Genomic DNA, 26,510 nt, shown 5'->3' with positions numbered 1-26,510 from the left:
TAATAGAGGTGATAAACATGTTGGAATGGTTCGCGATTGACTTGATAAAACAGGCAGGGGAGTATATCCGCTTACAGATTGACGAGAGCTATCGAATCGAACGCAAGACGGGGAAAGGTGATTTGGTCACGGAAATCGATCGGGCCGTCGAACAGTTGATTGTCGACCGGATTCGTGAGTCGTATCCCGAGCATCATATTATCGGGGAAGAGGGTATCTCGACGGAACCGGATGATTTGTCGGGCACGGTCTGGTTCGTCGACCCGATTGACGGCACATTGAACTTCATCCATCAAAAGCGGATGTTCGCCATCTCGATTGCCATCATGGTCGATGGGGTCGTCGAGTACGGCTTCGTTTACGATGTGATGGCGGATGAGCTGTTCGTCGCACGCCGTGGCGTCGGGACGACGCTGAACGGCCGGAAACTCCCGACCATCAAAGAGCACCACGTCCGGGATGCTTTCCTCAGTATGAACGCGACATGGGTGACGCCGAATCAGCAAATTGCACCGGAAGTGCTCGCGCCGATTGTGCGCGATTCCGTCGGCACGCGGGCGCATGGGGCCGCCTCGCTCGAACTCGCCTGGCTCGCAGCGGGACGAGTCGACGGGTATATCACGATGCGCAATATGCCGTGGGACTATGCTGCCGGTAAACTGCTCGTCGAAGAGGTCGGGGGACGGGTCGTCTCGATTTATGGGGAGCCGGTCCGTTATGACGGGAAGACGTCCGTTCTCGCGGGGAGCGAGACGTTCGTCAAGGACGTGGTGAAGCATTACGTCATCGCCAAGGGCGCGACCCCTGAAGTGAAGCCGGACTTGCAAATTGGAATCAACGGGTCTTACGACCGCGTCCGTGACTTGCTCGTCCTGGCCAACCCGAATGAAACGATGGTCCGCGATCAATACAAAGCCGGGACGACATATGAGGCCACGCTCGGCGGGGAACGTGTCGGGGCGTACATGCTCGTCAAACGCAGCGAGACGTTAATCGAGCTCGTCAATATCGCCGTCAAACCGGAACGGCAGAACCAGACGATCGGGCAACGCCTGCTCCAAGACGCGATTCGTCGGGCCGAGAGCAGCGGGGCGAAGCAAATGCTCGTCTGTACGGGCAACTCGAGCATCGTCCAGTTGCGCTTCTATCAACAAGCCGGTTTCCGCTTTGAATCAGTCGAGCGGGATTACTTCCCGGACCACGGTTATCCGCCAATCGAAGAGGACGGGCTCGCCTTGCGTGACCGCATCTGTCTGACGCGCGACCTATAAGCGTGGGCGCAAAAAGGACAAAATCATAAAGAAGGCCCGGGCGTTTTGCCCGGGCCTTGTGTTATGGACGTCGGTTCGAGAGGACCCGGCGGCGCAAGTTGATTCCAAAAAATGTGGCGATGCCGCTCAAGGCGAGACTGCCGATGATGATGGCGGCACTTCCTTCAGCGACACCGATGCCGATACCGACGAAGCCGGCGACGACCGCGGTCGCGATTAAAACGAACATGAGTTGCATGGAGATTCCCCCTTCTTTCGCTAGTCTTCTTCATTGTAGTCAAAAATGATGCGTTTGAAAACGTTAACAGTTGATAACACTCGACAAAGGTGGTGGGACGTGTGCTATACTCTTAAAGTTGAATAAAAGATGAAACTTTTTTAAATAAGAGAGGACTAACTACATGAATGTAAGAACTAACCTTCGGAACGTAGCCATCATCGCCCACGTTGACCATGGTAAAACAACGCTCGTCGATGAATTATTGAAACAGTCTGGTACATTCCGGACAAACGAAATGGTCGCAGAACGCGCCATGGACTCGAACGACATCGAACGTGAACGCGGAATCACGATTCTCGCGAAAAACACGGCAATCGATTATAAAGATACACGCATCAACATTGTTGATACACCAGGTCACGCCGATTTCGGTGGTGAAGTAGAGCGTATCATGCGTATGGTTGACGGCGTTATCCTCGTTGTCGATGCACGTGAAGGCTGCATGCCGCAAACGCGTTTCGTATTGAAGAAAGCACTCGACCAAGGTCTCCGTCCAATCGTTGTCGTTAACAAAATCGACAAGCCGATGGTACGCCCACTCGACGTCGTCGACGAAGTTGTCGACTTGTTGATCGACCTTGGAGCAGATGAAGATCAACTTGAATTCCCTGTCGTCTATACGTCTGCTGTCAGCGGTTCAAGTTCGTTCGATCCTGATCCAGAGAAGCAAGAAGATACAATCACGTACGTGCTCGACACGATTCTTGAGAACACACCGGCACCAATCGATAACTCGGATGAGCCGCTTCAGTTCCAAGTCACGATGCTCGACTACGACAACTACCTCGGCCGAATCGGTGTCGGTCGCGTCTTCCGTGGGAAAATCAAAGTCGGCGAATCAGTGTCACTTTGCAAAACAGACGGATCAATCAAACAATTGCGCGTCACTAAATTGTTCGGTTACTTCGGCCTCAAACGTGTTGAAATCGAAGAAGCCAAAGCTGGTGACTTGATCGCCATCGCCGGGATGGAAGACATCAACGTCGGTGAGACGGTCACGCCAGTCGGTAAAGAAGAGCCACTTCCGCTTCTCCGCATCGATGAGCCGACGCTTCAAATGCGTTTCATGACAAACAACTCTCCATTCGCAGGACGCGAAGGCGATTTCGTGACGGCACGTAAAATCGAAGAGCGTTTGATGAAACAACTCGAGACGGACGTTTCACTCCGTGTCGAGAACACTGATTCACCTGACCAATGGGTCGTTTCAGGCCGCGGTGAGCTTCACCTCGGGATCTTGATCGAGAACATGCGTCGTGAAGGCTACGAACTTCAAGTTTCGAAACCACAAGTTATCATTCGTGAAGACGAAGATGGTACGAAAATTGAGCCGTTCGAACGCGTCATCGTTGACGTGCCAGAAGAGTACACAGGTTCAGTCATGGAATCAATCGGTCTCCGTAAAGGGGAACTTGCCAACATGAACACGAACGACAACGGTCAAACACGTATGGAATTCATCGTTCCTTCACGTGGTCTCATCGGCTATCGTAACGAGTTCTTGTCAGCGACACGCGGATATGGAATCTTGAACCACACGTTCGAAGAGTACCGTCCGTTCATCGCTGCTGACATCGGCGGACGCCGCAGTGGTGTCATGGTTTGTATCGAACCTGGTAAGTCGACGGCTTACTCGATCGGTGCCCTTGAAGACCGTGGAACGATCTTCATCGAGCCAGGTGTAGAAGTATACGAGGGAATGATCATTGGTGAATGTAACCGTGACGTCGACCTCGCAATCAACGCCGTCAAAGGGAAACAGTTGACGAACATGCGTGCTTCAGCAAAAGACTCGACACAAGTCTTGAAACGTCCACGCGTCTTCTCACTCGAAGAATCGCTCACGTTCTTGAACGATGACGAGTACTGTGAAATCACGCCGGAGTCGATCCGTCTCCGTAAAAAAGTCTTGAACAAGAACGAACGCGAGAAAGCTGACAAGCGTCGTAAACTTGGTAAAGAATAAGTCTTAAAAAAGGGAGCGCCCAGGCGTTCCCTTTTGTTTTGGATAGTGTAGAATGGTTGTGTAGGAAATAAAGGGGGATTATCAGCTTGAAAGCTTCTCAAACGATGGACATCACACAAATCGATGTGCCGTGGATCGCCTCGCTACTTGGCGTCGGCAGTGACGCGAACGACTTCTCGGTCGGGTTCAACGCGTTAATCATCACGGTCATCTTATTGACGATCCTTGTGTTTAAATTAGGTTTTGCGAAACAATTGACGTGGTGGAAATCACTCGTCGTCTATATGCTGCTCGCACTCGGGGCAGGCACGATGGCGCTCGTCTTCTTCACATGGCCGATTCCAGAAGTTCTCCTTGTCATGGCTGTCGTCTTGGCAATCTACCGGGGCCGCCTTTGGTGGAACCGTCGACAAGGCATCGAATCACATTAAAAAATGGACGTTTCGCCCTCGGGCGAAACGTCCATTTTTGCTTACCATCTCCGTTTTTGGCGGAACGATGGATATAGGTGGAATTGGCCGGTCGCGGCACGCTCCGCTGTTCGCGCGGTGATGCGTTCTTGACACGTCTGGCACATGTACGTTTTAGCAGGTTTATTACGAAGTCGTTTCGCTTCGAACGACCACGAATCAATCGTATCGATTTTGTCACAAAGAGAGCACTTTACGCGCATGGTCTCACCTTCCTCTTCGTTGATTATAGCATGATTTCAGGAGAGAAAAGCAGGGAAAGAGGTTTGTAAGGGCGAATCCATTTCGTATACCCGTTCGGGAGGAGGGGAGTCTATGGCGAGTAAAGCTGCGTTCGAACTTTCGAGGGCGCAACAAGACGTATTGAACGAGATGCCGTTGACGTTCTTAGTCACGTATGATGAGCCGAAACGGTGGCCGATCACCCATGCGATCAGCTGGGTGCAAGCGCCGAACGAGAGGACGATTCGCTTGGCGTTGACGAAGAATTCGCATGTGATCACGTTGCTCTCGTATGAGAAGACAGCGAGTCTCATCTTTCTTGAAGGGGGACTTGCCTACAGTATCGCCCTGTCACACGTACACGAATTCGAGCCGAGCGTGAAGCCGGCGTTACACCTTCGCTTTTTTGAAGGGAAAGTCGAAGAGGTCCGTAACATTTCCTTTTACGGGGCAACCTATGGACAACCGGACATCGTCAAGACGTACGATGTCGAAGCAGCAGAAAAGTTGGACCGTGAAGTCAAGGAGAGTTTGAATTCTTGATCACCAACAATTTTCGAGGGGCGGCAAAGTCTATGAAAAAAACGTATGTGCTCGATACGAACGTACTCTTACACGACCCACTATCCTTGTTCCAATTCGATGAGCACGATGTCGTCATTCCCGCCATCGTTTTAGAAGAGCTTGACGGTAAAAAACGTAATATGGATGAAGTCGGCCGCAACGCCCGAGAAACGGCGCGCGTGCTCGATCAATTGCGGACGACCGGTAAACTGCACGACGGGGTCCCGCTCGAGAACGGCGGACGATTGTTCGTCGAGATCGGTCACGAGCATACTGTCGATTTCCCGTTCGACGTCATGACGAACGACAATCGTATCCTGACCGTGGCACTTGGACTGATGAAACAATACGAGCACGACCGGACCCGTAAAGTCGTGGTCGTCTCGAAAGATATACTCGTCCGTGTCAAAGCGGACGCCATCGGCATTGAAGCCGAGGATTACTTGACCGACCATATCGTCGATACGACGAATTTATACGCCGGCTATCGTGAAATCGAAGTCGATCAAGCCATCATCGATGAATTTTATAAAGTCCGACAGCTTCCGCTAGAAGCCGTTTCAAAAAATCAGCTATATCCGAACTCATTCGTCGTCTTAAAGAGTAACGTCTCGAAAGCGAGCGCACTCGCGGTCGTCGATGGGTTGCAACCGATCCTCCGTCCGCTCTCGCTAGACGTCGAACACGTGTGGGGCATCCATCCCCGTAACGTCCAGCAACGGATGGCGCTCGACTTGTTGTTGCGGGACGATATTCCGTTCGTGACACTGCTCGGGAAGGCAGGTACCGGGAAGACGTTGCTCGCGCTCGCGGCAGGTCTGTCGCTCGTCGAAGACGAACGTCGCTTCAACAAGCTCGTCGTGGCCCGGCCGGTCGTCCCGATGGGGAACGACATCGGTTATTTGCCCGGTGAGATGGAAGAGAAGCTCCGGCCATGGATGCAGCCGATTTATGATAACTTGGAGTTCTTGTTCAACGCCAACTCGAAAGACGAACTCGGGAACATCTTGGCCGGCATCAAATCGATTCAGCTCGAGGCGCTCACGTATATCCGTGGTCGCAGCATGCCGGATCAGTTCATTATCATCGACGAGGCCCAAAACTTGACGAAACATGAGATTAAGACGATTCTGACCCGGGTCGGCGAGAACTCGAAAATCGTCCTCGTCGGGGACCCGTATCAAATCGACCATCCGTATTTGGACGAGTATTCGAACGGTCTCACGTACGCCGTCGAACGCTTCAAAGGTCAAAACGTATTCGGACACGTCCAACTCATCAAAGGGGAGCGCTCGTCGCTCGCCCGGTTGGCCGCCGATTTACTATAACGAAAAACGCCGAGCGGCCGCTCGGCGTTTATTTCGTATTCGGATGGAGTGCCACTTGCACGTTCGATTTTTCCAGGAAGGCGTTCATCAGCATAATCAGACCGGTCACGATAAACAGTGCCGAGAATCCGAAGTGGGCGACGACTTGCGAACCGAACAACGGTCCGAGCAAGTTGCCCATGAACTGGGCCGATTGGTTATAAGAGAAGATGCGGCCGGTCGCCCGGCTCGGCGTATGTTGGCGGAGTAACGACTGTACCGACGGCATGAGTGCCGCCGTGGCGAAGCCGAGGCCGAATCGCATGATGACGAGTTGTGTCGTCGACGTCACGAACGCCTGTGGAATCAAGAAGGCGCTATAGACGATGAGCGCCCAGAACAGGATGCGTTCGGCCCCGTAGCGGTCGGAGAGCCGACCGAGACGTTGTGCGGAAATGAGGGCGGCCACACCCGGAGCTGACGCGACGATCCCTGCGATAAAGGCGAGCGACGTCGTATACGGGTTCAATTCCCGGACATACAGCGTCAACAGCGGGCCAATCGATTGGGCCGAGAACGTGATTAAGAACGTCGTCAGAAACAGACTAAATATGAGTTGCGGGTTACGGAGCGAGGCGATCATCGATCGCGTCGAATCAAGCCGCTCGCGCGCCACCGGCACAAAGTCCTCTTTGACGAACACGAGTGTGATGAGGAACGTGATGAATAAGGCACTGCCGGTCAAGAGAAAAACGGGTCGAAGCCCAATCAAGTCTGCGAGGAGTCCTCCAATCAAGGGACCGAGGAGTCCGCCGGTGATGCCACCGGTCGACAGTGTGCCGAGCGCCCAGCCACTTTTCTCTTTAGGCGTTTGTGAAGCGACGAGGGTGATCCCCGCCGAGATAAATCCGGATACGGCACCCATTAAGAGCCGTAAACCGACGAGCTGATACACGTCTTGGACGAAACTGATGAGCGTCATGACGACGGCCATACCGAGACTAGCGCGGATGAGCATCAATTTGCGGCCTTTTTGGTCGGCGAGCCGTCCCCACAGCGGGGAGACGATGGCAGCCACGAGGAAAGTGGCGCCGAACGCGACCGCGGACCACGTAACGACTTGGTCGGGATCGGTGACCCCGAGTTCTTCGATGAACAAGGGGAGGAACGGTAGGACTAGACTCATCGAGGCCGCCGTCAAAAAGCTACCGATCCAGACGATGATTAAGTTTTTCTTCCATAAAGGGTACGTAAGCGTCACGACCTTTCGAGATTGAAGTTTTTCGATACCCTATATGTTACACTTTATGAAGTAAAAAGTCTAAAAAAAGAGAAGGCGCTGTGCCTTCTCTATCATGCCTCTGTTCGCACGGCGATGTGATGGACACCGCGCCATACTTGTTGATTGTGCAAGACGTACACCGGACCGTCCGCGAGTACTTTTCCGTCTCGAGAGAACTGTAAGTAAACGCTTCTGGCCTCGTCGATTGGCAACGTGAGCACCGTCTCCCCATAAAAACTGACGTGCGTCGCCGTGGCGATCGGTTCGGCATTTTGAAGGAATGGCGCGAACGGCATCGCGAACGAGTCGCGCAGCGCCGCATCCTTATCAGCCCGAGACATCGGTTTGTTATGGTCGACGCGTGACCCTTGCGTCAAGCCGTCATCCCATGCCTTCCCCATCTTGGCATAGTATGCGTCGTTGTCACTTTCTACCGCGCGGTCGAGATCCTCGACGTTTCGCTTGCGGTCATCAAAAATCCATACGGTCGGGTCGATCGTCAGCGCGTGACGAACCGCTCCGTCTAGTGGAAAAATCATGGATACGCCCCCTTTATTCACAATACACTGTACATTATACAGCTCTTTCTCAGAAAAAGGGAAACTGCGAGAAACTCGCCGCGAATCCAGACTGTTCATTGAATTATGATGAAATATAATGTACAGTTGAGTTATGACAAACAGTCTGTCATTGTACGGAGGAGGGGTCGTAGTGGCGACAAATTTGGCTGCAGTCCAACGGGAGCAAGCGCTTCAACTATTAGAGGCAGACGCAGAAAAAATCCGTTGTTTGATTGAAGTGCAGTTAGAAAACCTAAAAATGCCGAAGTGCCCGCTTTATGAAGAGGTGCTTGATACACATATGTTCGGTCTATCACGCCAAATTGATTTTGCGGTCCGTCTTGGACTCATTTCAGACATTGAAGGTAAAGGACTGCTCGATTCATTGGAACAAAAGCTGTCCGCCCTCGCGGAAGCTTCAGATTTATGAACCTTATACTCAAACTGTGCAAGCGGCGCTGTTTGAGTATTTTTTTATAATGGGTCAGTGATTGTTGTACATAAGGAAGTGAAAACATGAAAACTCGGTTTCGGTATTTTGATTTCTCGTTGTTCATTGCAGTGCTCATGCTCGTCGGAATCAGTTCGATCATGATTTATAGTGCGAGCGTGTGGAATCGCGGCGATTACGCGAACAGCGGCTTGTTCTATCGCCAACTCGTCTACGCAGGGATCGGGATTGTCGTCTACTTCATTGCGACGATGTTCCGCTATGAGAACTTTAGAAAACCTAATATTTTGTATGGCCTCTATTTCTTATCGGTCGTACTGTTGTTCATCACGTGGGCGATGCCACCGCTCAACGGTGCGCGGGCCTGGCTCATCATCGGCAGCTTTACGATTCAACCGGTCGAGATCGCCAAATTCGTGTTGATTCTACTGCTCGCCAACTATTATCACCAGTTGTGGAATGGGGAGCTGAAAGGGTTGCCTGGTCGACTAGGGCGAGCCGCTATCACTAAAAAAGGAATCCGGGCTCAGTTTGGTGCCTTCTTCATGATACCGGTCATCTACTTCTTTTTCCCATACGCCATCGCCATCAACGGACAGCCGGATATGGGGGGCTTGTTCGTCCTCGGGGCCATCATGTTCCTCATGTGGCTTGCCGTCGGGGCGCCGCTTCGGATCATCGTGCCTGCTGTGCTCGCCGGGTTTGGACTTGTCTATCTGATGTTCACGACAATCTTCTCGGAGAACCAGCGCAGCCGGATCGAAGTCGTCTTCAATCCATTCATGGACCCTGAAGGCTACGGGCACCAATTGCTCATGTCGATCATCTCGATCGTCCATGGGGGCTTGACCGGCGTCGGTCTCGGGAACAGTTATCAGAAGTATGGGTACTTGCCGGAACCGGAGACGGACTATATCATGTCCATCATCGCTGAAGAGCTCGGCTTTATCGGGGTCGTCGTCGTCCTCGCCTTGCTGTTCTTCATCGCTTTCCGGGCCGTCAATATCGCCAACCATAGCGATAGTCATTTCGCGATGTTCGTCTCGTTCGGCATCGCCGCTCAAATCATGGTCCAAACCGGAATCAATATCGGTGCCATGTCCGGTTGGTTCCCGGGTACAGGTGTCACGCTCCCGCTCGTCAGTTACGGCGGGACGTCACTCATCATGACGATGGGGATTCTCGGTGTGCTCAGTAGCATCTCGATGCGAAATCGGCACCGGGAAGCGACGAAACGGGCAGAAATTCGGGAGAAATCCGCAGAAAACGTTCAAAGTTCATCATTGCATGTTGTAAGGTAAAAAGGATTGAACTACTTAAATGGGGGGATTTATGTTGAAATCAATTAGCAAATTACTCGTAGCCAACCGTGGTGAAATCGCCATTCGCGTGTTCCGTGCCGCCACTGAATTAGGGATGCGCACGGTCGCCGTCTATTCTCAAGAAGACAGCGGCTCGTTACACCGCTTTAAAGCGGATGAAGCTTATTTGATTGGTCTCGATAAAAAACCGATTGACGCCTATCTCGATATCGAGGACGTGATCCGCATCGCGAAACAGTCGGGGGCTGACGCGATTCATCCAGGTTACGGATTCTTGTCTGAGAATATCGAACTCGCACGTCGTTGCCGTGAAGAAGGCATCATCTTCGTAGGTCCGAACGAATCGCACCTTCATGCGTTCGGGGATAAAGTTCGGGCCCGTCAAAGTGCGATTGCAGCCGGACTCCCGGTCATTCCAGGTTCGAACGGACCACTCACGTCTTATGAGGACGCTTTAGACTTTGCGAACGAGCACGGCTTCCCGCTCATGGTCAAAGCCGCGATGGGAGGAGGCGGCCGCGGGATGCGCGTCATCCGTACGGAAGCCGAGATGAAAGATTTGATTGAACGTGCCAAGTCAGAAGCGAAGCAAGCGTTCGGTTCAGACGAAGTGTACATAGAAAAACTAGTGGAACGCCCGAAACACATCGAGGTCCAAATCCTCGGGGATGACCACGGGAACATCATTCACTTGTTCGAACGCGACTGCTCGGTCCAGCGCCGTCACCAAAAAGTCGTCGAAGTCGCACCTTGTGTGACGTTATCGGATGCGTCGCGTCAAGCCATCTGTGACGCAGCCGTGAAACTGATGCGCCACGTCGGCTACATCAATGCCGGTACGGTCGAATTCCTCGTCACGGAAGACGAGTCGTTCTACTTCATCGAAGTCAACCCACGTATTCAAGTCGAGCATACGATCACCGAGATGGTGACTGGCTTCGATATCGTTCAGACGCAACTCATGATCGCACAAGGTGAGTCGCTCCACGGCGACGTCATCCACATGCCGAAACAAGAAGATATCAAATTGCTCGGTTACGCGATCCAATCGCGTGTCACGTCGGAAGACCCGGCCAACAACTTCATGCCGGATACCGGTAAAATCATGGCCTACCGTTCTCCGGGCGGCTTCGGCGTCCGACTTGACGGTGGGAACGCCTACGTCGGTGCCGAGATTTCACCATATTACGATTCGCTCCTCGTGAAGCTGTCGACACATGGCATGACGTTCGAACAGGCCGCTTCGAAGATGGTCCGTAACTTGAACGAGTTCCGGATTCGTGGCATCAAGACGAACATCCCGTTCTTAATCAACGTGATGAAGCATCAGAACTTCATCAGCGGCGACTATAACACGTCGTTCATCGATGAGACGCCGGAACTGTTCGTCTTCCCGAAACGGAAAGACCGCGGGACGAAATTGCTCAACTATATCGGCGATGTCACGGTGAACGGATTCCCGGGCGTCGGTTTGAAAGACAAGCCGATCAGCCGCTCGGTCCGGATTCCTCAAGACCTGCCGGCTGAAGCCAAACCGGGCACGAAACAGATTTTGACGGAACTTGGTCCGGATGGCCTCGCCGACTGGATTAAGCGACAGCCCGAACTGTTATTGACGGATACGACGATGCGCGACGCGCACCAGTCTCTGCTCGCGACACGGATGCGGACGCAAGACATCATCAATATCGCCGAACCGACGAGCAAGCTCATGCCGGAGCTGTTCTCGGTCGAGGCATGGGGCGGGGCCACGTTCGACGTCGCCTATCGTTTCCTCTCAGAAGACCCTTGGGTACGCCTCATGCGTCTCCGTGAGAAGATGCCGAACGTGTTGATTCAAATGTTGCTCCGCGGTGCCAACGCCGTCGGGTATAAGAACTATGCCGACAACGTCATCGAGAAGTTCGTCCACGAAGCGGCCTATGCCGGCGTCGACGTGTTCCGGATCTTTGACAGTTTGAACAACCTCGAGTCGATTCAACTCGCGATTGACGCGACGTTACCGACCGGCAAAGTCGCCGAGGCAGCGGTTTGTTATACGGGTGACTTGTATGACGGTAGCCGTCCGAAATACCACTTGCCGTATTACGTCGACTTGGCGAAGAAACTTGAAGCGAGCGGGGCTCACATCCTTGCCATCAAGGACATGGCCGGCCTGCTTAAACCGGAATCGGCGTACGCGCTCGTCTCGGCATTGAAAGATGCCGTCGACTTGCCAATCCACTTGCATACGCACGACGCGTCGGGCAACGGAATCTTCACTTACGCCCGGGCGACAGATGCGGGCGTCGATATCGTCGACGTGGCTGCGAGCTCGATGTCGGGGATGACGTCACAGCCTTCAGGCGGCAGCTTGATTTATGCGCTTGACCATCACGCGCGTCAACCGAAAATCGATGCGAAGCATTACGAGGTCATCAGCGATTACTGGCAAGACGTGCGTCATAACTACGAGCCGTTCGAGAGCGACATGCGCGCTTCGAACCCGTCGGTATATGAGCACGAGATGCCGGGCGGACAGTACTCGAACTTGCAGCAACAAGCGAAAGCGGTCGGATTGGGTGACCGTTGGAGCGAAGTGAAGTCGATGTATGCCCGTGTCAACATGTTGTTCGGGGATATCGTCAAAGTGACACCGTCGTCGAAAGTCGTCGGCGACATGGCGCTATTCATGGTCCAGCATAACTTGAGCGAACAAGATGTGATTGACCGCGGTCACCAACTCGACTTCCCGGATTCGGTCGTCGAGATGATGCGCGGCGAACTCGGGACGCCTCCAGGAGGGTTCCCGACCGATGTCCAGCAAGCGATTCTTAAAGGTGAGAAGCCGCTTGACGTACGTCCAGGTAAGTTGATTGAGCCGTATGATTTTGAAGCGGCCCAGTCGAAACTGTTCGAGAAACTCGATCGTCCGGTAACAGATTTCGAATTGCTCTCGAACGCATTGTATCCGAAAGTGTTTGAAGACTATGTCACGCATTCGACGACGTACGGGGATGTATCGGTGCTTGACACGTTGACGTTCTTCTACGGATTGAACGTCGGTGAGACGATTCAAGTTGAAATCGAGACCGGGAAGACACTGATCATCAAACTCGTTCAAATCAGTGCGGCGAACGAGGACGGCATCCGTCTCGTCTCGTACGAGATGAACGGCGTCCCGCGTGAAATCGAGATTAAAGACGTGAACGTGAAGTCGGCGACGACGAGCCGTCCGAAAGTAGACCGGGCGAACCCGAAACAAGTCGGCGCTTCGATGCCGGGTTCAGTGTTGAAAGTGCTCGTCGAACCGGGTAGCCGTGTCCACCGCGGGGAACAGCTCCTCGTCACGGAAGCGATGAAGATGGAGACGACGGTCCAAGCCGCGCAAGACGGAGAAGTCAAAGCGGTCCATATTAAAGAAGGCGACACAATCCAAAGTGACGACTTATTGATTGAGTTTGTATAATGAAAAGAAGCATAGCCGCGCTATGCTTCTTTTTTAGATAGGAGTGGGAGAGATGAGACGAGTATGCTGGTTTCGATCGGATTTTCGATTGACAGATAATCATATGTTACACCGGGCCTTGAAAGACGCTGATTCCGACGATGAGATGGAGTTCGTTTTTTGGCTCAACCCTAACTATTGCGAGCCGTTCGAGACGCGCCACGATTACTTTTTCGCGACGATGCGTCAATTCATGGACGAGTTGGAAGAACGCGGGCTCGGACTTCGGGTCATCGTGGCCGATACGGCCGAACAGTTCGTCGAAGCGCTCGGTGAGCTCGATGTGCTCTACTTCAACGCCGAGTATGTCGAACCGTTCAAACAGCGGGACGACGCCGTCATCCAGGCGCTCGGGGAAGCGGTCAAAGTCATCCGCCTGCTCGACCGCCATTTGTTCGCCCCGAATGCGTTCACGAAAAAAGACGGCGATCCGTATAAGGTATACACGCCATTTAAAAAAGCAGCCTATGCCGAGGCGCCGCCCGCGCCGTATGAGGTCGACGTGAATGCGTTGAAGCGTCACGTGACGACAGGGCATGAAGTCCCGGTCGAATTGAAGCGTCAGTTCGATCGCTGTGAGCTTCCGTGGAAAGCGCTCGGCGAAGCAGCAGCCAAACGTCGTTTGAGCGACTTCGTCGCGAATCGGATCGATGCGTACGATGAAGACCGCGACATCCCGGCCATCGCCGGAACGAGCCGTCTGTCTCCGTATCTCCGGACCGGGGTGCTCTCCATCCGGACCGTGACGGAAGCGGTGTTGAAGGCGCCGAAATCGAGCGGACGCGACACATATTACGATGAGTTGTTATGGCGCGAATTTTACTATATGATCATGGTCCAATTCCCGGGACTGAAAGACCGTCCGTTCAACGACAAGTATAAGCATCTCGATTGGGAGAACGATGACGAGAACTTCCAGGCGTGGTGTGACGGAAAGACGGGCTACCCGATCGTCGACGCGGCGATGCGGCAATTGAATGAGACGGGCTGGATGCATAACCGGCTTCGCATGATTGTCGCCTCGTTCTTGTCGAAGCATCTGATGATCGACTGGCGGAAAGGGGAACGCTATTTCGAACAGAAGCTGATCGACTATGAAGCAGCCTCGAATATCGGGGGTTGGCAATGGGCGGCTTCGGTCGGGACGGATGCGGTGCCGTACTTCCGTATCTTCAATCCGACGACGCAGTCCGAGAAGTTCGATGGGGACGGGACGTTCATCCGGAAGTACGTGCCCGAACTCGCGAATCTCGACAAAAAAGCGATTCATTTCCCTGACTTGACCGAGCGGGATGGATACGTCGACCCAATCGTCGACCATAAGGAAGCGCGGGCCCGGGCACTCGAGCGGTTCAAGGACGCGCAGTAAATAGGCATCAAAAAAAGGAGCGATGCCCTCGCTCCTTTTTGTGTACGTGATTAAATGGATTGTTGTCGTGCGGCCTCGGTCGTCTGTTTCTGACTCCGATACGCATGATATGCCAAGTACGAGATAATCCCGAAATAGCAGGTAATCAAGAAGGCGTGGAGAAGCGGGACGTACGTGGCGTGTCCCCCAAGGACGATCCACGCACCCGTGCCGACTTGAAGCAGGATGAAGAACAGCGAGGCCCACATGCCGGTCTCGACGAGGCGGTTCGTCTCCCGACGTGCCAAGTAGAGGACGTATAACGTATAGAAGACGAGCAATCCGGCCATGATGCGGTGCCCCATTTGGACGTACGACTCGAACGTCCACACGTTCTGGTCACAAATCGGCCAGCCGACACAGGCGTATGTCGCGCCGAGATGACGGACGTAAGCGCCCGTATAGACGACGACCATCGTATAAATCGTCAAGCCGTAAAGATGAACCTTCAACCGTTCGGAGACGGCCCGATGCACGCGTTCCCCTTCGAACAAGAGAATCGTCAAGATGAGCAGTGATGCGAACGAGACGAGCGAGATGCCGAAGTGGAGCGCGAGAATCGCGTCCGATTGTTGCCAAATGACGGCCCCGGCACCGATAATCGATTGGATGAGCATGAAAATGAACGCGAGGAACGCGAACACTTTGACATCATACCGGTTCTTGACGACCGCAAACGTCCAAATCGTCAAGGCGATGATGAGCAGTCCCTCGATGCCAGAGACGACACGATGACTGTACTCGATCATCGTTTCGACGCTCGGATTGGTCGGGATCAGTTTCCCGTGGCAGAGCGGCCAATCCGTTCCGCACCCGTCGCCGGAGTCCGTCTTTGTCACGGTTCCACCCATGATCAGGACGAGCATCATCCCGAGCGTGACGAGCGCTGAAAATAGTGCGAGTTTTTTATGCATTCGTTTCCACCTGCTTTTGAGAAAAATCACTAGAATTGTGCCTTGTAAGTTTATATTTTTTTCGCCATACTTATTATACGGCTTTACGTCGTAAAAACGAAACGGAAAAGCTTGCAATCGCTATCAAAATCGTTATTCTAGTATTAACATGGCGTTTTTACTGTGACAATTATCACACGTTTGTCACAAAAAACTAGCTATTTTACAAGCATAAACGACGTATTCTTTTTGAAAATATGGTATCTTTGTTATGAGTTAGGTGAACTTTGTTCATATTGTGTTTTTTCTGTGAAAAGAATACGTGGATTTCGTGATTAGTAGGGGGGTCAGTATGACAAAAGTCAACCCAGGAACAATGGCAGAAGTAGAATATACAGAATCCGCCTCGTTCCGCGACTATGTTGCTCTGGCAAAAATGGGAATCGTTCGCGCCAACTTGTTGTTGGTATTCGCCGGTTTCTTTGTAGCAGCAACATATCAGAGTGATACGCCAGTCTTTTATTTATTTGAGGTTTGGCCGCAGCTCTTATTAACGATGTTAGGAAGCGCACTCGTCATCTCCGGGAGTTGTTACCTAAACAACTTCGTGGACCGTGATATCGATTACTTGATGGGACGTACAGACAATCGGCCGAGTGTCACCGGTAAAATTTCAGGAGAACGGATTTTGCTCCTTGGATTAACGCAGCTTGCGATCGGGACATTGCTCTTATTGATCGTCTCGTATGTGGCAGCAGTCTTCGGTTTAATCGGGGCATTTTTTTATGTCGTCATTTATACGATGTGGCTTAAACGGACGCACACGTTGAACACGGTCGTCGGCAGCATCTCCGGAGCAGTACCGCCGCTCATCGGTTGGGCAGCCATCGATCCTGCGCTTCATATCGACGCGTGGCTCATGTTCCTCGTCATGTTCTTGTGGCAACCGCCACACTTCCTCGCGCTCGCCATGCGGCGTGTCGAGGAGTATCGAGCGGCCGGCATTCCGATGCTACCGGTCGTCAACGGCTTTGCGATTACAAAGCGTCAAATCATCTGGTGGATTGCGACGCTGATTCCAGCATCGCTCTTGTTCATGCATTACGGGTTAGTCTACGTAATCATTGCAGCCGGTCTTGGGGGCTACTGGTTATATCTCGGGTTGAAAGGTTTTAAAGCCGAGGATGAAATCAAGTGGGCAAACAAAATGTTCTTTTATTCATTAATTTATTTAGTCGTGTGGATTGTCGCGCTGATTTTGACGGCAGCACTAGCGTAATCACACTCACTATATAGAAACCATTACACATCATTTTGGGAGAAAGTGGGGATTGTTGTGAAATCATTTAAAAAGCTTCTGTTTGGCATCGTCCCGATGATGATGTTCGCACTGCTATTATCAGGGTGCGGCGTTGAGGGATTGTCTGCATTGAAGCCGATGGGAGAAGGCGCTGAAATTCAGCTCCGGATCATTATCATCAGTTTGGTACTTATGCTCTTCGTACTCGTCATCGTATCGATCATTTACGTTTACGTGCTCATGAAGTTCCGTCGTAAAGACGATTCGATTCCGAAGCAAGTCGAAGGAAGCAGCACGCTCGAGATGATTTGGACAGTCGTGCCAATCATCTTGCTCATCATTCTCGCTGTACCGACAATCACGACGACTGTCGAACTCGCGAAAGCGAAAGAAGCGAAAAAAGAAGAAGAAATCAATGTTACGGCTAACTTGTACTGGTGGGAGTTTGAATATCCGAACGCAGGCGTCGTCACGGGACAAGAACTTGTCATCCCGGTTGGCAAACGTGTCGGCATCAACTTGACATCGAAAGACGTCATCCACTCGTTCTGGGTACCGGCTTTATCTGGTAAAACGGACACGAACCCAGGCCTTGATAACGAAATGTGGTTGCATGCAAATGAACCAGGTACGTTCTTCGGGAAATGTGCCGAGCTTTGCGGACCGTCACACGCGCTCATGGACTTCAAAGTCATCGCACTCGAACAAGAAGATTACGACAAATGGCTCGAAGACATGAAAGCACAGCAAGACGCGAACACAGAAAAACTTGTTGCCGATAACCAAAACTTGACGACAGGTGAGGCCGTTTACGTCGAGAGCTGCTTGAGCTGTCACGGCGGCGGGAAAGTCGCGCCTAGTCTGACAAACTTCGGCGATCGCGAAAAGTTAGCTGGTTATCTTGAAAACAACGAAGAGAAATTGAAAGAATGGATTCGTGATCCTCAAGAATTGAAACAAGGCGCGCTCATGCCTGGCTTCGGTGAAGGCCAAATCAGTGATGAAGAGTTAGATGCACTCGTTGACTTCTTGTACGATCAGAAGATTGACTAACGGGAAAAGGGGGATTTCACGTGGCACAGACCACTGCATTGCAGCAACCGCGTAAATACAATGGCATCATGGATTGGGTTACGACGGTTGACCACAAAAAAATCGGTATTTTGTATTTGTTCTCAGGAATCTTCTTCCTCCTTCTCGGTGGAATTGAAGCATTACTTATTCGGTGGCAACTCGTTCGTCCGATGAACGACTTCGTCAGCGGCGAAACGTTTAACCAATTGATTACAATGCACGGGACGACGATGATCTTCCTAGCGGCCATGCCGATGTTATTCGGATTCATGAACGCCGTCGTACCACTTCAAATCGGGGCACGCGATGTCGCGTTCCCGTTCATTAACTCACTCGGATTCTGGTTGTTCTTCTTCGGTGGTGTCATGTTGAACCTTAGCTGGTTCTTCGGCGCAGCTCCGAACGCAGGCTGGACAGCGTACGCGCCGCTCTCGACACAACCGGAAGCATCAGGGGTCGACTTCTACGCCCTTGGTCTTCAAATTTCAGGTTTCGGTTCACTCATGGCCGGGATTAACTTCCTCGTCACGATTTTGAACATGCGTGCTCCAGGTATGAAACTCATGCGGATGCCGCTCTTCACGTGGACGACGTTCGTCGCTTCGGCGTTGATCGTCTTCGCGTTCCCACCGCTCACAGTCGGATTGTTCATGTTGATGTTCGAACGCTTGTTCGGGGCCGTTTACTTCGACCCGGCAGCCGGCGGTAACGTAGTCATCTGGGAACACCTCTTCTGGATCTTCGGACACCCGGAAGTATACATCTTGATTTTACCGGCGTTCGGTATTTTCTCGGAAATTATTCCGACATTCGCTCGTAAACGCCTATTCGGTTATACAACGATGGTCTTCGCAACGATGCTCATCGGTTTCCTCGGATTCATGGTTTGGGTCCACCACATGTTCACGGTCGGTCTTGGACCGGTCGCCAACTCGATCTTTGCTGTCGCAACAATGGCCATCGCCGTTCCGACAGGGGTCAAAATCTTCAACTGGTTGTTCACACTATGGGGCGGACAAATCAAGTTCAATGTCGCGATGCTCTACTCGGTCGCATTCATTCCATCATTCCTCGTCGGGGGAATGACAGGGGTCATGCTTTCGGTCGCACCGGCCGACTATCAGTACCACGATAGTTACTTCGTTGTCGCTCACTTCCACTACGTTATCGTAGGTGGAGTTGTCTACGGTCTATTTGCAGGACTTTACTACTGGTTCCCGCTCATGTTCGGCAAAGCGCTCTCTGAGAAGCTTGGCTACTGGCAGTTCTGGTTGTTCTTCATCGGGTTCCACTTGACGTTCTTCCCGCAACATTTCCTCGGATTGTTCGGGATGCCACGCCGCGTTTTCACATACCTTCCGAACCAAGGGTTTGAGACGATGAACTTGCTGTCGACAATCGGAGCCTTCTTCATGGGTGTGTCGACGATCGTCTTGCTCGTCGCTGTTGTGAAAGCATTCTTGTCGAAACAACGCGTCAAGCCGGACCATTGGGAAGATGGACGTACGTTGGAGTGGACGCTTCCTGTACCGACTCCAGAATACAACTTTGCACAAACACCGCTTGTCAAAGGTCTCGATACGTTCTGGCTCGAGAAGATGGCGGGCAACAAACGGGTATCTGTCGCTGAACCAGTAGCAGACATCCACATGCCGAACAACTCGATTATCCCGTTCTTCATGTCACTCGGCTTGTTCATCGCCGGACTCGGAGCGATTTTCCAAATGGATAACGCGGTTGTCGGTTGGTCGCTCATCGTGATCGGATTGCTCATCACATTCGTGTCGATGTTCCTCCGTTCATGGATTGACGATCATGGCTTCTACATTCCAAAATCGAAGATCGAAGCGGATTTGAAAGCGATTCGTGAGAAAGGAGACCAATAAATGGCACATGCAGTCGAAAAACACCCGGTGACCGGAATTCCGGCCAATCCAGAGAAAGCCACGCTGGAAGGGAAAAATAAATATGTAGCCTTCTGGTTCTTCCTCGGTGGAGAGACCGTTCTCTTCGCCTCGCTCTTCGGAACGTATGTCGGTCTACTCAACTCTGGTGCGCCAGAGGAACTTCGTTCGTACAATATCTTTGAGATGGGGCTCGTCTTCTTAATGACGATGCTCCTCCTCACAAGTTCGCTCACAAGTGTTCTCGCCATGATGAACATGAAAGCGAACAATCCAGGCCGCATGAAGTTTTGGTTGGTGATCACGCTTCTCCTCGGGGCAGGTTTCCTTGGAGCTGAGATTTACGAGTTCATCCACTACTACCATATCGGTCACACGTTCACGTCGAGCGCGTTCGGATCTGCGTTCTACACGCTCGTCGGTTTCCACGGCGCGCACGTCACGTTCGGTCTTCTTTGGATTACGACGTTGTTAATTCGCAACTGGAACCGTCCGATCGATGTGTACAACGCACCGAAGTTTTACGTGTCGAGCCTATACTGGCACTTTATCGACGTCGTCTGGGTTTTCATCTTCTCAATCGTCTACCTCTTAGGGATGGTGAGCTAACATGGAAAAACAACCAATCAACGAATCGCACAAACAGTTAGAGCTCGAAGTAAAAGCCGAGTCACGCCGCGAATATCAACTCCAGTTGATCAGCTTCGCGATGATGATCTTGCTCACATTCGTCGCGTTCGGCGCCGTATACGCTGAACTCATGCCGGTGTGGGCAGCAGGTGGTTTCTTAATCATCCTCGCCATCATCCAAGTGTTCTTGCAGCTGTATATCTTCATGCATATGAACAACCGTGGCAACACGTGGATCGTCGGAATGATGTGGCTTGGCATCTTTGTCGCCATCATTACAGTCGCTGCACTTCGCTTGCTCATTTGGTAAATGTGACAAAGGATTGAACATCTGTGGAAACACAGATGATTCAGTCCTTTTTGCTTTACTTCAAAAATAAAGGAATAGTAATCTTGAAGTGAACGGTTTCATCGGTTTGGGAGAGAAAGAAAAGGGGTGAAGGGATGCTCTGGAATACATCAGAGCTACTCAAACAGTTCGATTGGATGACACTTTGGAGTCCATGGTTCGGATTGTTGATGGTAGGGTTGTACGTCCTCTATGCGGTCGTCACAGAGAAAATGGCGAAGCGAGGGTACGAGTCGACCACGTTACTACAAAAGTTCAGCATGTTATCCGCCATTTTATTGTATTATATCGGCTTCGGAAGTCCGGTCGATGTCCTTGCACACATCATCTTCTCGGTGCACATGTTGCAGATGGTGCTCGTCTATGTGCTCGCACCGGCGCTCGTCGTGTACGGGATGCCGTATTGGGTGTTCGAGAAATTATTTAGCTATAAGGTGATTGGGCCGACGCTCAAGTTTATGACAAAACCTTTGATCGCACTCGTTTTGTTCAATGCATTGTTCACGTTTTACCACATGCCATTCATCTTTGACTACGTCTTGACAAACTATGGTGTGCATCGTATCTTCCACGGCGCCCTCGTCGTCTTCAGTTTGACGATGTGGTATCCGGTCATCGCACCGTTCCTCTCAGAAGAAGAGGAAGGGATGTCAGATTTGAAGCGGATGGTGTACATCATCGCGAACGGTGTGCTCTTGACACCTGCCTGTGCGTTCATCATCTTCAGCCAAGGCATCTTGTATGACGCCTATACGGACGCGGAGACGTTCGCAACGGTGCTCGGCTACTGTATGCCGAACGGCGATGTGTCGGGTCTCGATTTGAATGCGCTCATGGGAGCGACGAACAGCGCTCTTGAAGACCAACGCTTCGGCGGGGTATTGATGAAGCTCGGTCAAGAAGTCGTATACGGTTTCTTCTTCGGCTGGACGTTCTTCGGTTGGGTGCGCCGGACGAAATCGCTTGCGCTTGACGAAGGCATGTCGTTCACACCGCAAGAACCAAAAGAGAAAAAATGAACTAAATCAAAGGGGAAACTACGATGAACTATCTTGCCTTGATCAGTGTGACATTCATTGTCATCAGTGCTATTTTAGTCGCAATCGGATGGACGATCATTGCGCGCGATCGCCGCAACGTCGACAAACATAAGAAAGTCATGACGGCCGCCGCGATCGCCGCGACGACATTCTTCATTCTCTACGTCTCACGGACGATTTTCGTCGGCAATACCGCCTTCGGGGGACCGGATTCAGTGAAGCCTTATTATTTGGCGTTCATGATTTTCCATATCCTGCTCGCGACGACAGGTGGGGTCCTCGGATTGATCACGCTTTACCTCGGCTATAAAAATAAAGTCGAGAAACACCGTAAAATCGGACCGAAAGCCTCGGTCGTCTGGTTTTTCACAGCGATTACAGGCGTGATGGTATACGTCCTCCTTTATGTCGCCTATGACCCGGGTGAGACGACAAACGTCTTCCGTGCCATTATCGGTGGGTGAATCGAGAGAGGGGGATGAGCATGAAACGGAACAGCTATATGACGGTCGGCTTGACGGTCGCCATTCTGGTGGCAATCGGTGTGGCCTCGTACTTCTTATTCTTTAAAGAAGAGGACCTGCCCGTCATCCAAGAGCCGACCCCGTTCACGTTGACGAATGCGCTCGACGGTCAGTCGTACAATTCGGACAATGGCAAAGTCAAAATCGTCACGTTCTTCTATACGAACTGTCCGGACATCTGCCCGCTCACGTTGCGTGACTTCATGAAGCTTGAGCAAGAGTTGAAAGCGAACGACTTGTACGGGACGGACGTCGAGCTCGTCGCCATCACTGTCGACCCTGAAGTCGATACGGTGCCGGTCCTAGAGAATTACGGGGAGGCATTCCAAGCCGAACCAACGGGTTGGAAGATGTTGACCGGTGACCAGGCCGATATCGACCGCATCACGCGTCAGCTTCAATTCTATTATTCGAAAGCGAACAGCGGACTCGTCACGCATGCGACGACGATGTATATCATCGACCGTCAACACGACGTCCGTGCGGTCGCCCAAATGGCCACGGCAGGAGAAAAACCCGTCGATATCGAAACCATTATGGAGGACGTGTTAGTACTCGCGGCAGAAAAGGAGTGAAGAAGATGAATGATACGATGGCTGTCATCGGAAATGATTATTCCTATGGAGATGTGACGATCGCTGAGCGGGCGATTGAGGATTTGATTGCTTGCAGTGCAATCGAATTCGGATTGCGTGAAGTGAAGGTCGTGTCCGTCTCGAAAGAACGATACGATTATCAAATCGTTGCACCCGTCTCACTCGTTGAGGCTGAACGCTTATATCGGTACGTGCGCGACCAGTTCGACTTATTGCTCGGACAAGTCGATGTGACGCTCAACGTCATCGCGACATGAAAAAAGGGAGGCCCTCGGCGGGTCCTCCCTTTTTTGTTTGTTGATGATGATTGTTGTCTATATTTTCCAGTGGTGAACTCTGGTATGATGAAGGCAGTAGTCACGACACGCGACTCATCGAGGGGGAAATCAGATGCAACAGCAAGCATTGGTCGTCATCGACATTCAGAATGACATCACGAAAAATTACAAAGCGGTCATCGACAACATCAACACATCGATCGATTGGGCGGTCGACAAGGGGATTCCCGTCGTCTATATCCGACATGAGAACTTATCCGCGGGGACAAGAACGTTCAAAACCGGGACGCGCGGGGCAGAATTAGCGCCAGATTTGAAGATTGTGTCCGATCACGTATTCACCAAATACAAGGGCAACGCCTTGACGAGCGAGGCGTTCGCGGCGTTCATTGAACAGCATGGCATCGACACGTTCTATATCACCGGTGCCGATGCGACCGCCTGTGTGAAGTCAACGTGTTACAATCTGCGGAAATCCGACTATACGGTTAGCGTCCTGTCGGATTGCATCACGAGCTATGACTTGAAGAAAATCGATGATATGATTGCGTATTACGAGGGTAAGGGCTGCACCATCATCCAATCAGAGGACTTGTCGGCGTAATCTGCTCTGCCGATGCTTACCTCGGTTCGTTATATGTGTCCATAAGAAAAACCCCTTCGCTTATGCAAGGGGTTTTACTTCGAGTGTCTCAGCGAGTGCGGCTAGACGACGCTCGCAATCACGGACGATTTCTTCTGGGAACTCTTCGTCGTACTCGACGCCGTGCGGGTAGTAATGTTTTCCGAGAATCGGTGTCAACATTTTGACGACCGCATGACGGTCCTCGATTTGGCCTTCGATTGCATATACCGGTAAGCGAAGGTAGAACGTCTCGCCTGTCGATTGTTTCTCGTACTTCATGTCATACGTTGCACGCTCATAGTCCCAAGCGCCTTCACGGATGAAATGATGATGATCCATGATCGTCTCGAGCAAACCGAAGCGGATCTCTTTTCCCTCGATGTGGAACTGCTCAAATTTCATCATAATCCCCCTTTTCCCTAATAAACCTCATATGTCATCATATCATATTCGAAAACGTTCTTGGAATAACGTGTGTTCAAATTGTGAAAAAAAGATGAACGCCTCAAGCGCGGGGATCGAGGTATTGGGCGATTTTGTCCGAAAGCCTCACCCCGAGCGGCATGAGTCCCTCTGAGCCGAAGAAAACGTTGAACTCTAAAATGTAAAATTCACCGTCGGCGACGATGACGTCGAAGGCCGCGTGATTGATGTGGAGCGTCTTGGCGATGTCGAGCACTTCCGCGACGACGTCTTCCGGGATATCGTCATATGAGAACTGGGCGCCTTGGGCGACGTTGTTCAAGAACGCCTCGCTGACACGCCAATACGAACCGACGACTTCTTCACCGATGACGATGATCCGCAGGTCGCGGTCGTTCGGGATGTATTGCTGGACGTAGAACGTCTCATGCTTGTCGACGTACTCGAGCCAATCCTGTTCATGCTTGATGAGCCAGACGCCTTGTCCCATCGACGACTTGGCCGTCTTGGCGACGAACGGATACTCGAACTCTTCCAAAACACGCTCGATCGTATATGGGTTTTTCCCGTAGATGAGCGTCTTCGGGATTCGGTGCGGGAACGTTGCCTTGAAGGCGCGCGTCATCTCGATCTTATCGTGTCCGAGATGATACGTGGCCGGGGACGGGAAAATCGGTTTGTTGAGTCCATAGATGATTGAGTTGACCATCCAATATTCAGGGAACAAGACGAGGTCGGCTGCTCTTACTTTATCGAGCTGGTCGTAATAATATTCAGGTTTCGCATAGTCGGTTTTAATGCCGGCCGAGCGAATCATATTGAATGAGACTTTTTTCATAGCGAGGTGCAAGTGCGCACCTGTTCACTTCCTTTCTGGTTGGACGCTTGACAGTCACGTTCAATTATAAAGCCGATTGCTTACAGAGGGAATCAAATGTGTTAAAATCATGGCAGAAAGGGTGAAAGCCATGATTATTACTGAACAGACGATCGCCCTGCTCGATCAAACGGAATCGTTAGCCGATTTGATTGAAGCGAGCGAGTCGTTCCAAACATATATCGCCACGAAACAAGCGCGAGCCCAATCAGAGGAAGCGCGCATCGTGGAACGTGAGTTCTTGCGGATGAAAGAAGATTACGAGTACGTACAGCGGTTCGGGAAACATCACCCGGACCACGATTGCATTAAAAAAGAGATGCATCTCGTCAAACGGCGTCTCGATGTCCAGCCAGAAGTGGCCGCATTTAAAAAAGCGGAACGCAGTTTAGATAAACTGCTCGGGGAAGTGAGTGAGCTGTTGGCCTTCTCGGTTTCTCCAAAAATCAAAGTCCCGACCGGAAACCCGTTCTTCGACGAAGGCGGATGTTCAGGCGGAGGAAGTTGTGGAGGCGGAAGCTGTGGATGTGCCATCTGAGACGTTTGAGTTGAATGGTCGAATCGGGTTCGTCGTCTACGTCCAATCGTTGAAACAAGTGAAGGCGTTGCGTCGCTATGCGAACCTGTATTACGTGTCAAAGCGGGAGAAGTACGCCTTCTTGTATACCGACCTTGATGGACATGAGGCGATTCTCGAACAAGTGAGCGCGTTGCCGTTCGTCGAAGCGGTCGTCCGCAGTGAGCGGCCGTTCGTCGCGGAGACGTATGAATCGAAGCAGAAATAACACAGAGATGAAGGCGGCACCGCCTTCATCTTTTGTGGTGAAGGAGAACGGATATGCGAGTGATTTCAGGAGAACGAAAAGGGACCCGACTCAAGACGGTCCCGGGGTCGGCCACACGACCAACGACAGATAAAGTAAAAGAATCGTTATTCAACATCATCGGTCCTTATTTCGCCGGGGGCGATGCGCTTGACCTATACGCCGGGAGCGGCGGTCTAGGAATCGAGGCGTTGTCACGGGGGTGTGACCATGCCGTGTTCGTCGACAAGCAACGGAAGGCGGTCCAGACGGTCACAGACAATTTGCAGACTACACGTTACGAGTCGAAAGCGACGGTGCTCCAACAAGACGCCCGCTCGGTTCTCGACCAACTCGTCCTCAAAGGTCAGCCGTTCAAACTGATTTTCATGGACCCTCCGTATCATGCGGAAGAACATGTGCCGTTTTTACAGATCATTGAAACGAACCGGCTGTTGACGGACAACGGCGTCGTCGTCTGCGAGCATGGCAGCGACGTGACGTTGCCGGACCGAGTCGGCCAGTTGGAAAAAATCAAGGTGCAACGCTACTCGGACGTGATTACGATCAGCTTTTACGAGTATGCAGCGACCGAGGAGTGAGA

Annotated in this window: 29 protein-coding genes; 22 read left to right on the top strand and 7 right to left on the bottom strand. The window is 51.8% G+C overall.

Going from position 1 to position 26,510, the window contains the following annotated elements; translation table 11 throughout:
* Positions 1-17: 17 nt before the first annotated feature.
* On the top strand, positions 18-1,271 hold the full coding sequence (locus KNP85_RS01835) for an inositol monophosphatase family protein (RefSeq protein ID WP_058763305.1): 1,254 nt from the start codon (positions 18-20) through the stop codon (positions 1,269-1,271).
* A gap of 61 nt (positions 1,272-1,332) precedes the next feature.
* On the opposite strand, the gene KNP85_RS01830 is transcribed toward KNP85_RS01835, so the two are convergent.
* On the bottom strand, positions 1,333-1,509 hold the full coding sequence (locus KNP85_RS01830; protein WP_021067003.1) for a hypothetical protein: 177 nt from the start codon (positions 1,507-1,509) through the stop codon (positions 1,333-1,335).
* A gap of 163 nt (positions 1,510-1,672) precedes the next feature.
* On the opposite strand from KNP85_RS01830, the gene typA reads away from it, so the two are divergent.
* Both typA and KNP85_RS01820 read left to right on the top strand, forming a co-directional pair.
* Positions 1,673-3,517 carry a translational GTPase TypA gene (typA, locus tag KNP85_RS01825; RefSeq protein WP_021067004.1) on the top strand — a complete coding sequence of 615 codons (1,845 nt, stop codon included), beginning with the start codon at positions 1,673-1,675 and terminating at the stop codon, positions 3,515-3,517.
* An 86-nt stretch (positions 3,518-3,603) separates the two neighbouring features.
* The gene (locus KNP85_RS01820) at positions 3,604-3,948 is read left to right on the top strand and encodes a YlaH-like family protein (RefSeq protein WP_235045181.1); all 345 of its coding nucleotides are present in this window, start codon (positions 3,604-3,606) and stop codon (positions 3,946-3,948) included.
* 41 nt (positions 3,949-3,989) lie between these two features.
* Here KNP85_RS01820 and KNP85_RS01815 read toward each other — a convergent pair whose 3' ends face one another.
* Positions 3,990-4,190, bottom strand: a complete 201-nt coding sequence (locus KNP85_RS01815) for a YlaI family protein (RefSeq protein ID WP_021067006.1) — start codon at positions 4,188-4,190, stop codon at positions 3,990-3,992.
* Between the two features lie 112 nt (positions 4,191-4,302).
* Here KNP85_RS01815 and KNP85_RS01810 point away from each other — a divergent pair, with 112 nt between their 5' ends.
* Complete coding sequence (locus KNP85_RS01810; protein WP_214800918.1) at positions 4,303-4,752, top strand: PNPOx family protein; 450 nt, start codon at positions 4,303-4,305, stop codon at positions 4,750-4,752.
* A gap of 32 nt (positions 4,753-4,784) precedes the next feature.
* Positions 4,785-6,101, top strand: a complete 1,317-nt coding sequence (locus KNP85_RS01805; RefSeq protein WP_021067008.1) for a PhoH family protein — start codon at positions 4,785-4,787, stop codon at positions 6,099-6,101.
* 28 nt (positions 6,102-6,129) lie between these two features.
* Here the strand turns inward: KNP85_RS01805 and KNP85_RS01800 are convergent, their stop codons facing one another.
* On the bottom strand, positions 6,130-7,341 hold the full coding sequence (locus KNP85_RS01800; protein ID WP_021067009.1) for a multidrug efflux MFS transporter: 1,212 nt from the start codon (positions 7,339-7,341) through the stop codon (positions 6,130-6,132).
* Positions 7,342-7,433: 92 nt separating this feature from the next.
* The gene (locus KNP85_RS01795) at positions 7,434-7,901 is read right to left on the bottom strand and encodes a hypothetical protein (protein WP_021067010.1); all 468 of its coding nucleotides are present in this window, start codon (positions 7,899-7,901) and stop codon (positions 7,434-7,436) included.
* A 172-nt stretch (positions 7,902-8,073) separates the two neighbouring features.
* Between KNP85_RS01795 and KNP85_RS01790 the strand changes: the two genes are divergently transcribed.
* The 4 genes from KNP85_RS01790 (at position 8,074) to KNP85_RS01775 (ending at position 14,551) form a co-directional block, all read left to right on the top strand.
* Positions 8,074-8,352, top strand: a complete 279-nt coding sequence (locus KNP85_RS01790) for an Fpa/YlaN family protein (RefSeq protein ID WP_021067011.1) — start codon at positions 8,074-8,076, stop codon at positions 8,350-8,352.
* 86 nt (positions 8,353-8,438) lie between these two features.
* Entirely contained in the window at positions 8,439-9,674 is a 1,236-nt protein-coding gene (locus KNP85_RS01785; protein WP_214713849.1) for an FtsW/RodA/SpoVE family cell cycle protein, read from the top strand.
* 31 nt (positions 9,675-9,705) lie between these two features.
* On the top strand, positions 9,706-13,143 hold the full coding sequence (locus KNP85_RS01780) for a pyruvate carboxylase (RefSeq protein ID WP_021067013.1): 3,438 nt from the start codon (positions 9,706-9,708) through the stop codon (positions 13,141-13,143).
* Between the two features lie 52 nt (positions 13,144-13,195).
* Positions 13,196-14,551: a cryptochrome/photolyase family protein gene (locus KNP85_RS01775; protein ID WP_214800916.1), complete on the top strand. Its 1,356-nt coding sequence runs from the start codon at positions 13,196-13,198 to the stop codon at positions 14,549-14,551.
* Positions 14,552-14,601: 50 nt separating this feature from the next.
* On the opposite strand, the gene KNP85_RS01770 is transcribed toward KNP85_RS01775, so the two are convergent.
* On the bottom strand, positions 14,602-15,504 hold the full coding sequence (locus KNP85_RS01770; RefSeq protein ID WP_058763310.1) for a COX15/CtaA family protein: 903 nt from the start codon (positions 15,502-15,504) through the stop codon (positions 14,602-14,604).
* A gap of 331 nt (positions 15,505-15,835) precedes the next feature.
* Between KNP85_RS01770 and cyoE the strand changes: the two genes are divergently transcribed.
* The 10 genes from cyoE to KNP85_RS01720 all read left to right on the top strand — a co-directional run bounded on the left by cyoE (position 15,836) and on the right by KNP85_RS01720 (position 23,782).
* Positions 15,836-16,762, top strand: coding sequence for a heme o synthase (gene cyoE, locus KNP85_RS01765; RefSeq protein ID WP_021067016.1), 927 nt, complete (start codon positions 15,836-15,838; stop codon positions 16,760-16,762).
* 57 nt (positions 16,763-16,819) lie between these two features.
* Positions 16,820-17,836, top strand: a complete 1,017-nt coding sequence (gene coxB / locus KNP85_RS01760) for a cytochrome c oxidase subunit II (protein ID WP_021067017.1) — start codon at positions 16,820-16,822, stop codon at positions 17,834-17,836.
* 68 nt (positions 17,837-17,904) lie between these two features.
* Entirely contained in the window at positions 17,905-19,743 is a 1,839-nt protein-coding gene (gene ctaD / locus KNP85_RS01755; protein ID WP_051627797.1) for a cytochrome c oxidase subunit I, read from the top strand.
* Positions 19,744-20,370: a cytochrome (ubi)quinol oxidase subunit III gene (locus tag KNP85_RS01750; protein WP_021067019.1), complete on the top strand. Its 627-nt coding sequence runs from the start codon at positions 19,744-19,746 to the stop codon at positions 20,368-20,370.
* Between the two features lies 1 nt (position 20,371).
* On the top strand, positions 20,372-20,701 hold the full coding sequence (locus KNP85_RS01745) for a cytochrome C oxidase subunit IV family protein (protein ID WP_021067020.1): 330 nt from the start codon (positions 20,372-20,374) through the stop codon (positions 20,699-20,701).
* Positions 20,702-20,835: 134 nt separating this feature from the next.
* Positions 20,836-21,759, top strand: coding sequence for a cytochrome c oxidase assembly protein (locus KNP85_RS01740; protein WP_021067021.1), 924 nt, complete (start codon positions 20,836-20,838; stop codon positions 21,757-21,759).
* Between the two features lie 23 nt (positions 21,760-21,782).
* The gene (locus KNP85_RS01735) at positions 21,783-22,244 is read left to right on the top strand and encodes a DUF420 domain-containing protein (RefSeq protein WP_021067022.1); all 462 of its coding nucleotides are present in this window, start codon (positions 21,783-21,785) and stop codon (positions 22,242-22,244) included.
* A gap of 20 nt (positions 22,245-22,264) precedes the next feature.
* Positions 22,265-22,879 (top strand): SCO family protein, encoded by a 615-nt coding sequence (locus tag KNP85_RS01730; RefSeq protein WP_021067023.1) that lies wholly within the window; start codon positions 22,265-22,267, stop codon positions 22,877-22,879.
* A gap of 5 nt (positions 22,880-22,884) precedes the next feature.
* Complete coding sequence (locus KNP85_RS01725; RefSeq protein WP_021067024.1) at positions 22,885-23,157, top strand: hypothetical protein; 273 nt, start codon at positions 22,885-22,887, stop codon at positions 23,155-23,157.
* Positions 23,158-23,290: 133 nt separating this feature from the next.
* Entirely contained in the window at positions 23,291-23,782 is a 492-nt protein-coding gene (locus KNP85_RS01720) for a cysteine hydrolase family protein (protein ID WP_021067025.1), read from the top strand.
* Positions 23,783-23,842: 60 nt separating this feature from the next.
* On the opposite strand, the gene KNP85_RS01715 is transcribed toward KNP85_RS01720, so the two are convergent.
* Together KNP85_RS01715 and KNP85_RS01710 are read right to left on the bottom strand one after the other, a co-directional pair.
* Positions 23,843-24,205, bottom strand: coding sequence for a YugN family protein (locus KNP85_RS01715; protein WP_021067026.1), 363 nt, complete (start codon positions 24,203-24,205; stop codon positions 23,843-23,845).
* A 103-nt stretch (positions 24,206-24,308) separates the two neighbouring features.
* Positions 24,309-25,076: an ATP-grasp domain-containing protein gene (locus KNP85_RS01710; RefSeq protein WP_251136178.1), complete on the bottom strand. Its 768-nt coding sequence runs from the start codon at positions 25,074-25,076 to the stop codon at positions 24,309-24,311.
* A gap of 118 nt (positions 25,077-25,194) precedes the next feature.
* On the opposite strand from KNP85_RS01710, the gene KNP85_RS01705 reads away from it, so the two are divergent.
* The 3 genes from KNP85_RS01705 to rsmD are packed head-to-tail and all read left to right on the top strand — an operon-like array spanning position 25,195 to position 26,508.
* Complete coding sequence (locus KNP85_RS01705; RefSeq protein ID WP_214800914.1) at positions 25,195-25,641, top strand: YlbF/YmcA family competence regulator; 447 nt, start codon at positions 25,195-25,197, stop codon at positions 25,639-25,641.
* Positions 25,625-25,888 carry a DUF2129 domain-containing protein gene (locus KNP85_RS01700; protein ID WP_021067029.1) on the top strand — a complete coding sequence of 88 codons (264 nt, stop codon included), beginning with the start codon at positions 25,625-25,627 and terminating at the stop codon, positions 25,886-25,888. Before KNP85_RS01705 ends, KNP85_RS01700 begins: the two co-directional genes overlap by 17 nt.
* A 53-nt stretch (positions 25,889-25,941) precedes the next feature.
* Positions 25,942-26,508, top strand: a complete 567-nt coding sequence (gene rsmD / locus KNP85_RS01695) for a 16S rRNA (guanine(966)-N(2))-methyltransferase RsmD (RefSeq protein ID WP_131471136.1) — start codon at positions 25,942-25,944, stop codon at positions 26,506-26,508.
* Positions 26,509-26,510 lie beyond the last annotated feature (2 nt).

The sequence above is a fragment of the Exiguobacterium sp. s194 genome (assembly GCF_018618275.1).
Taxonomy (GTDB): domain Bacteria; phylum Bacillota; class Bacilli; order Exiguobacteriales; family Exiguobacteriaceae; genus Exiguobacterium; species Exiguobacterium chiriqhucha.
This window is presented reverse-complemented; position numbering and strand designations above follow the sequence as displayed.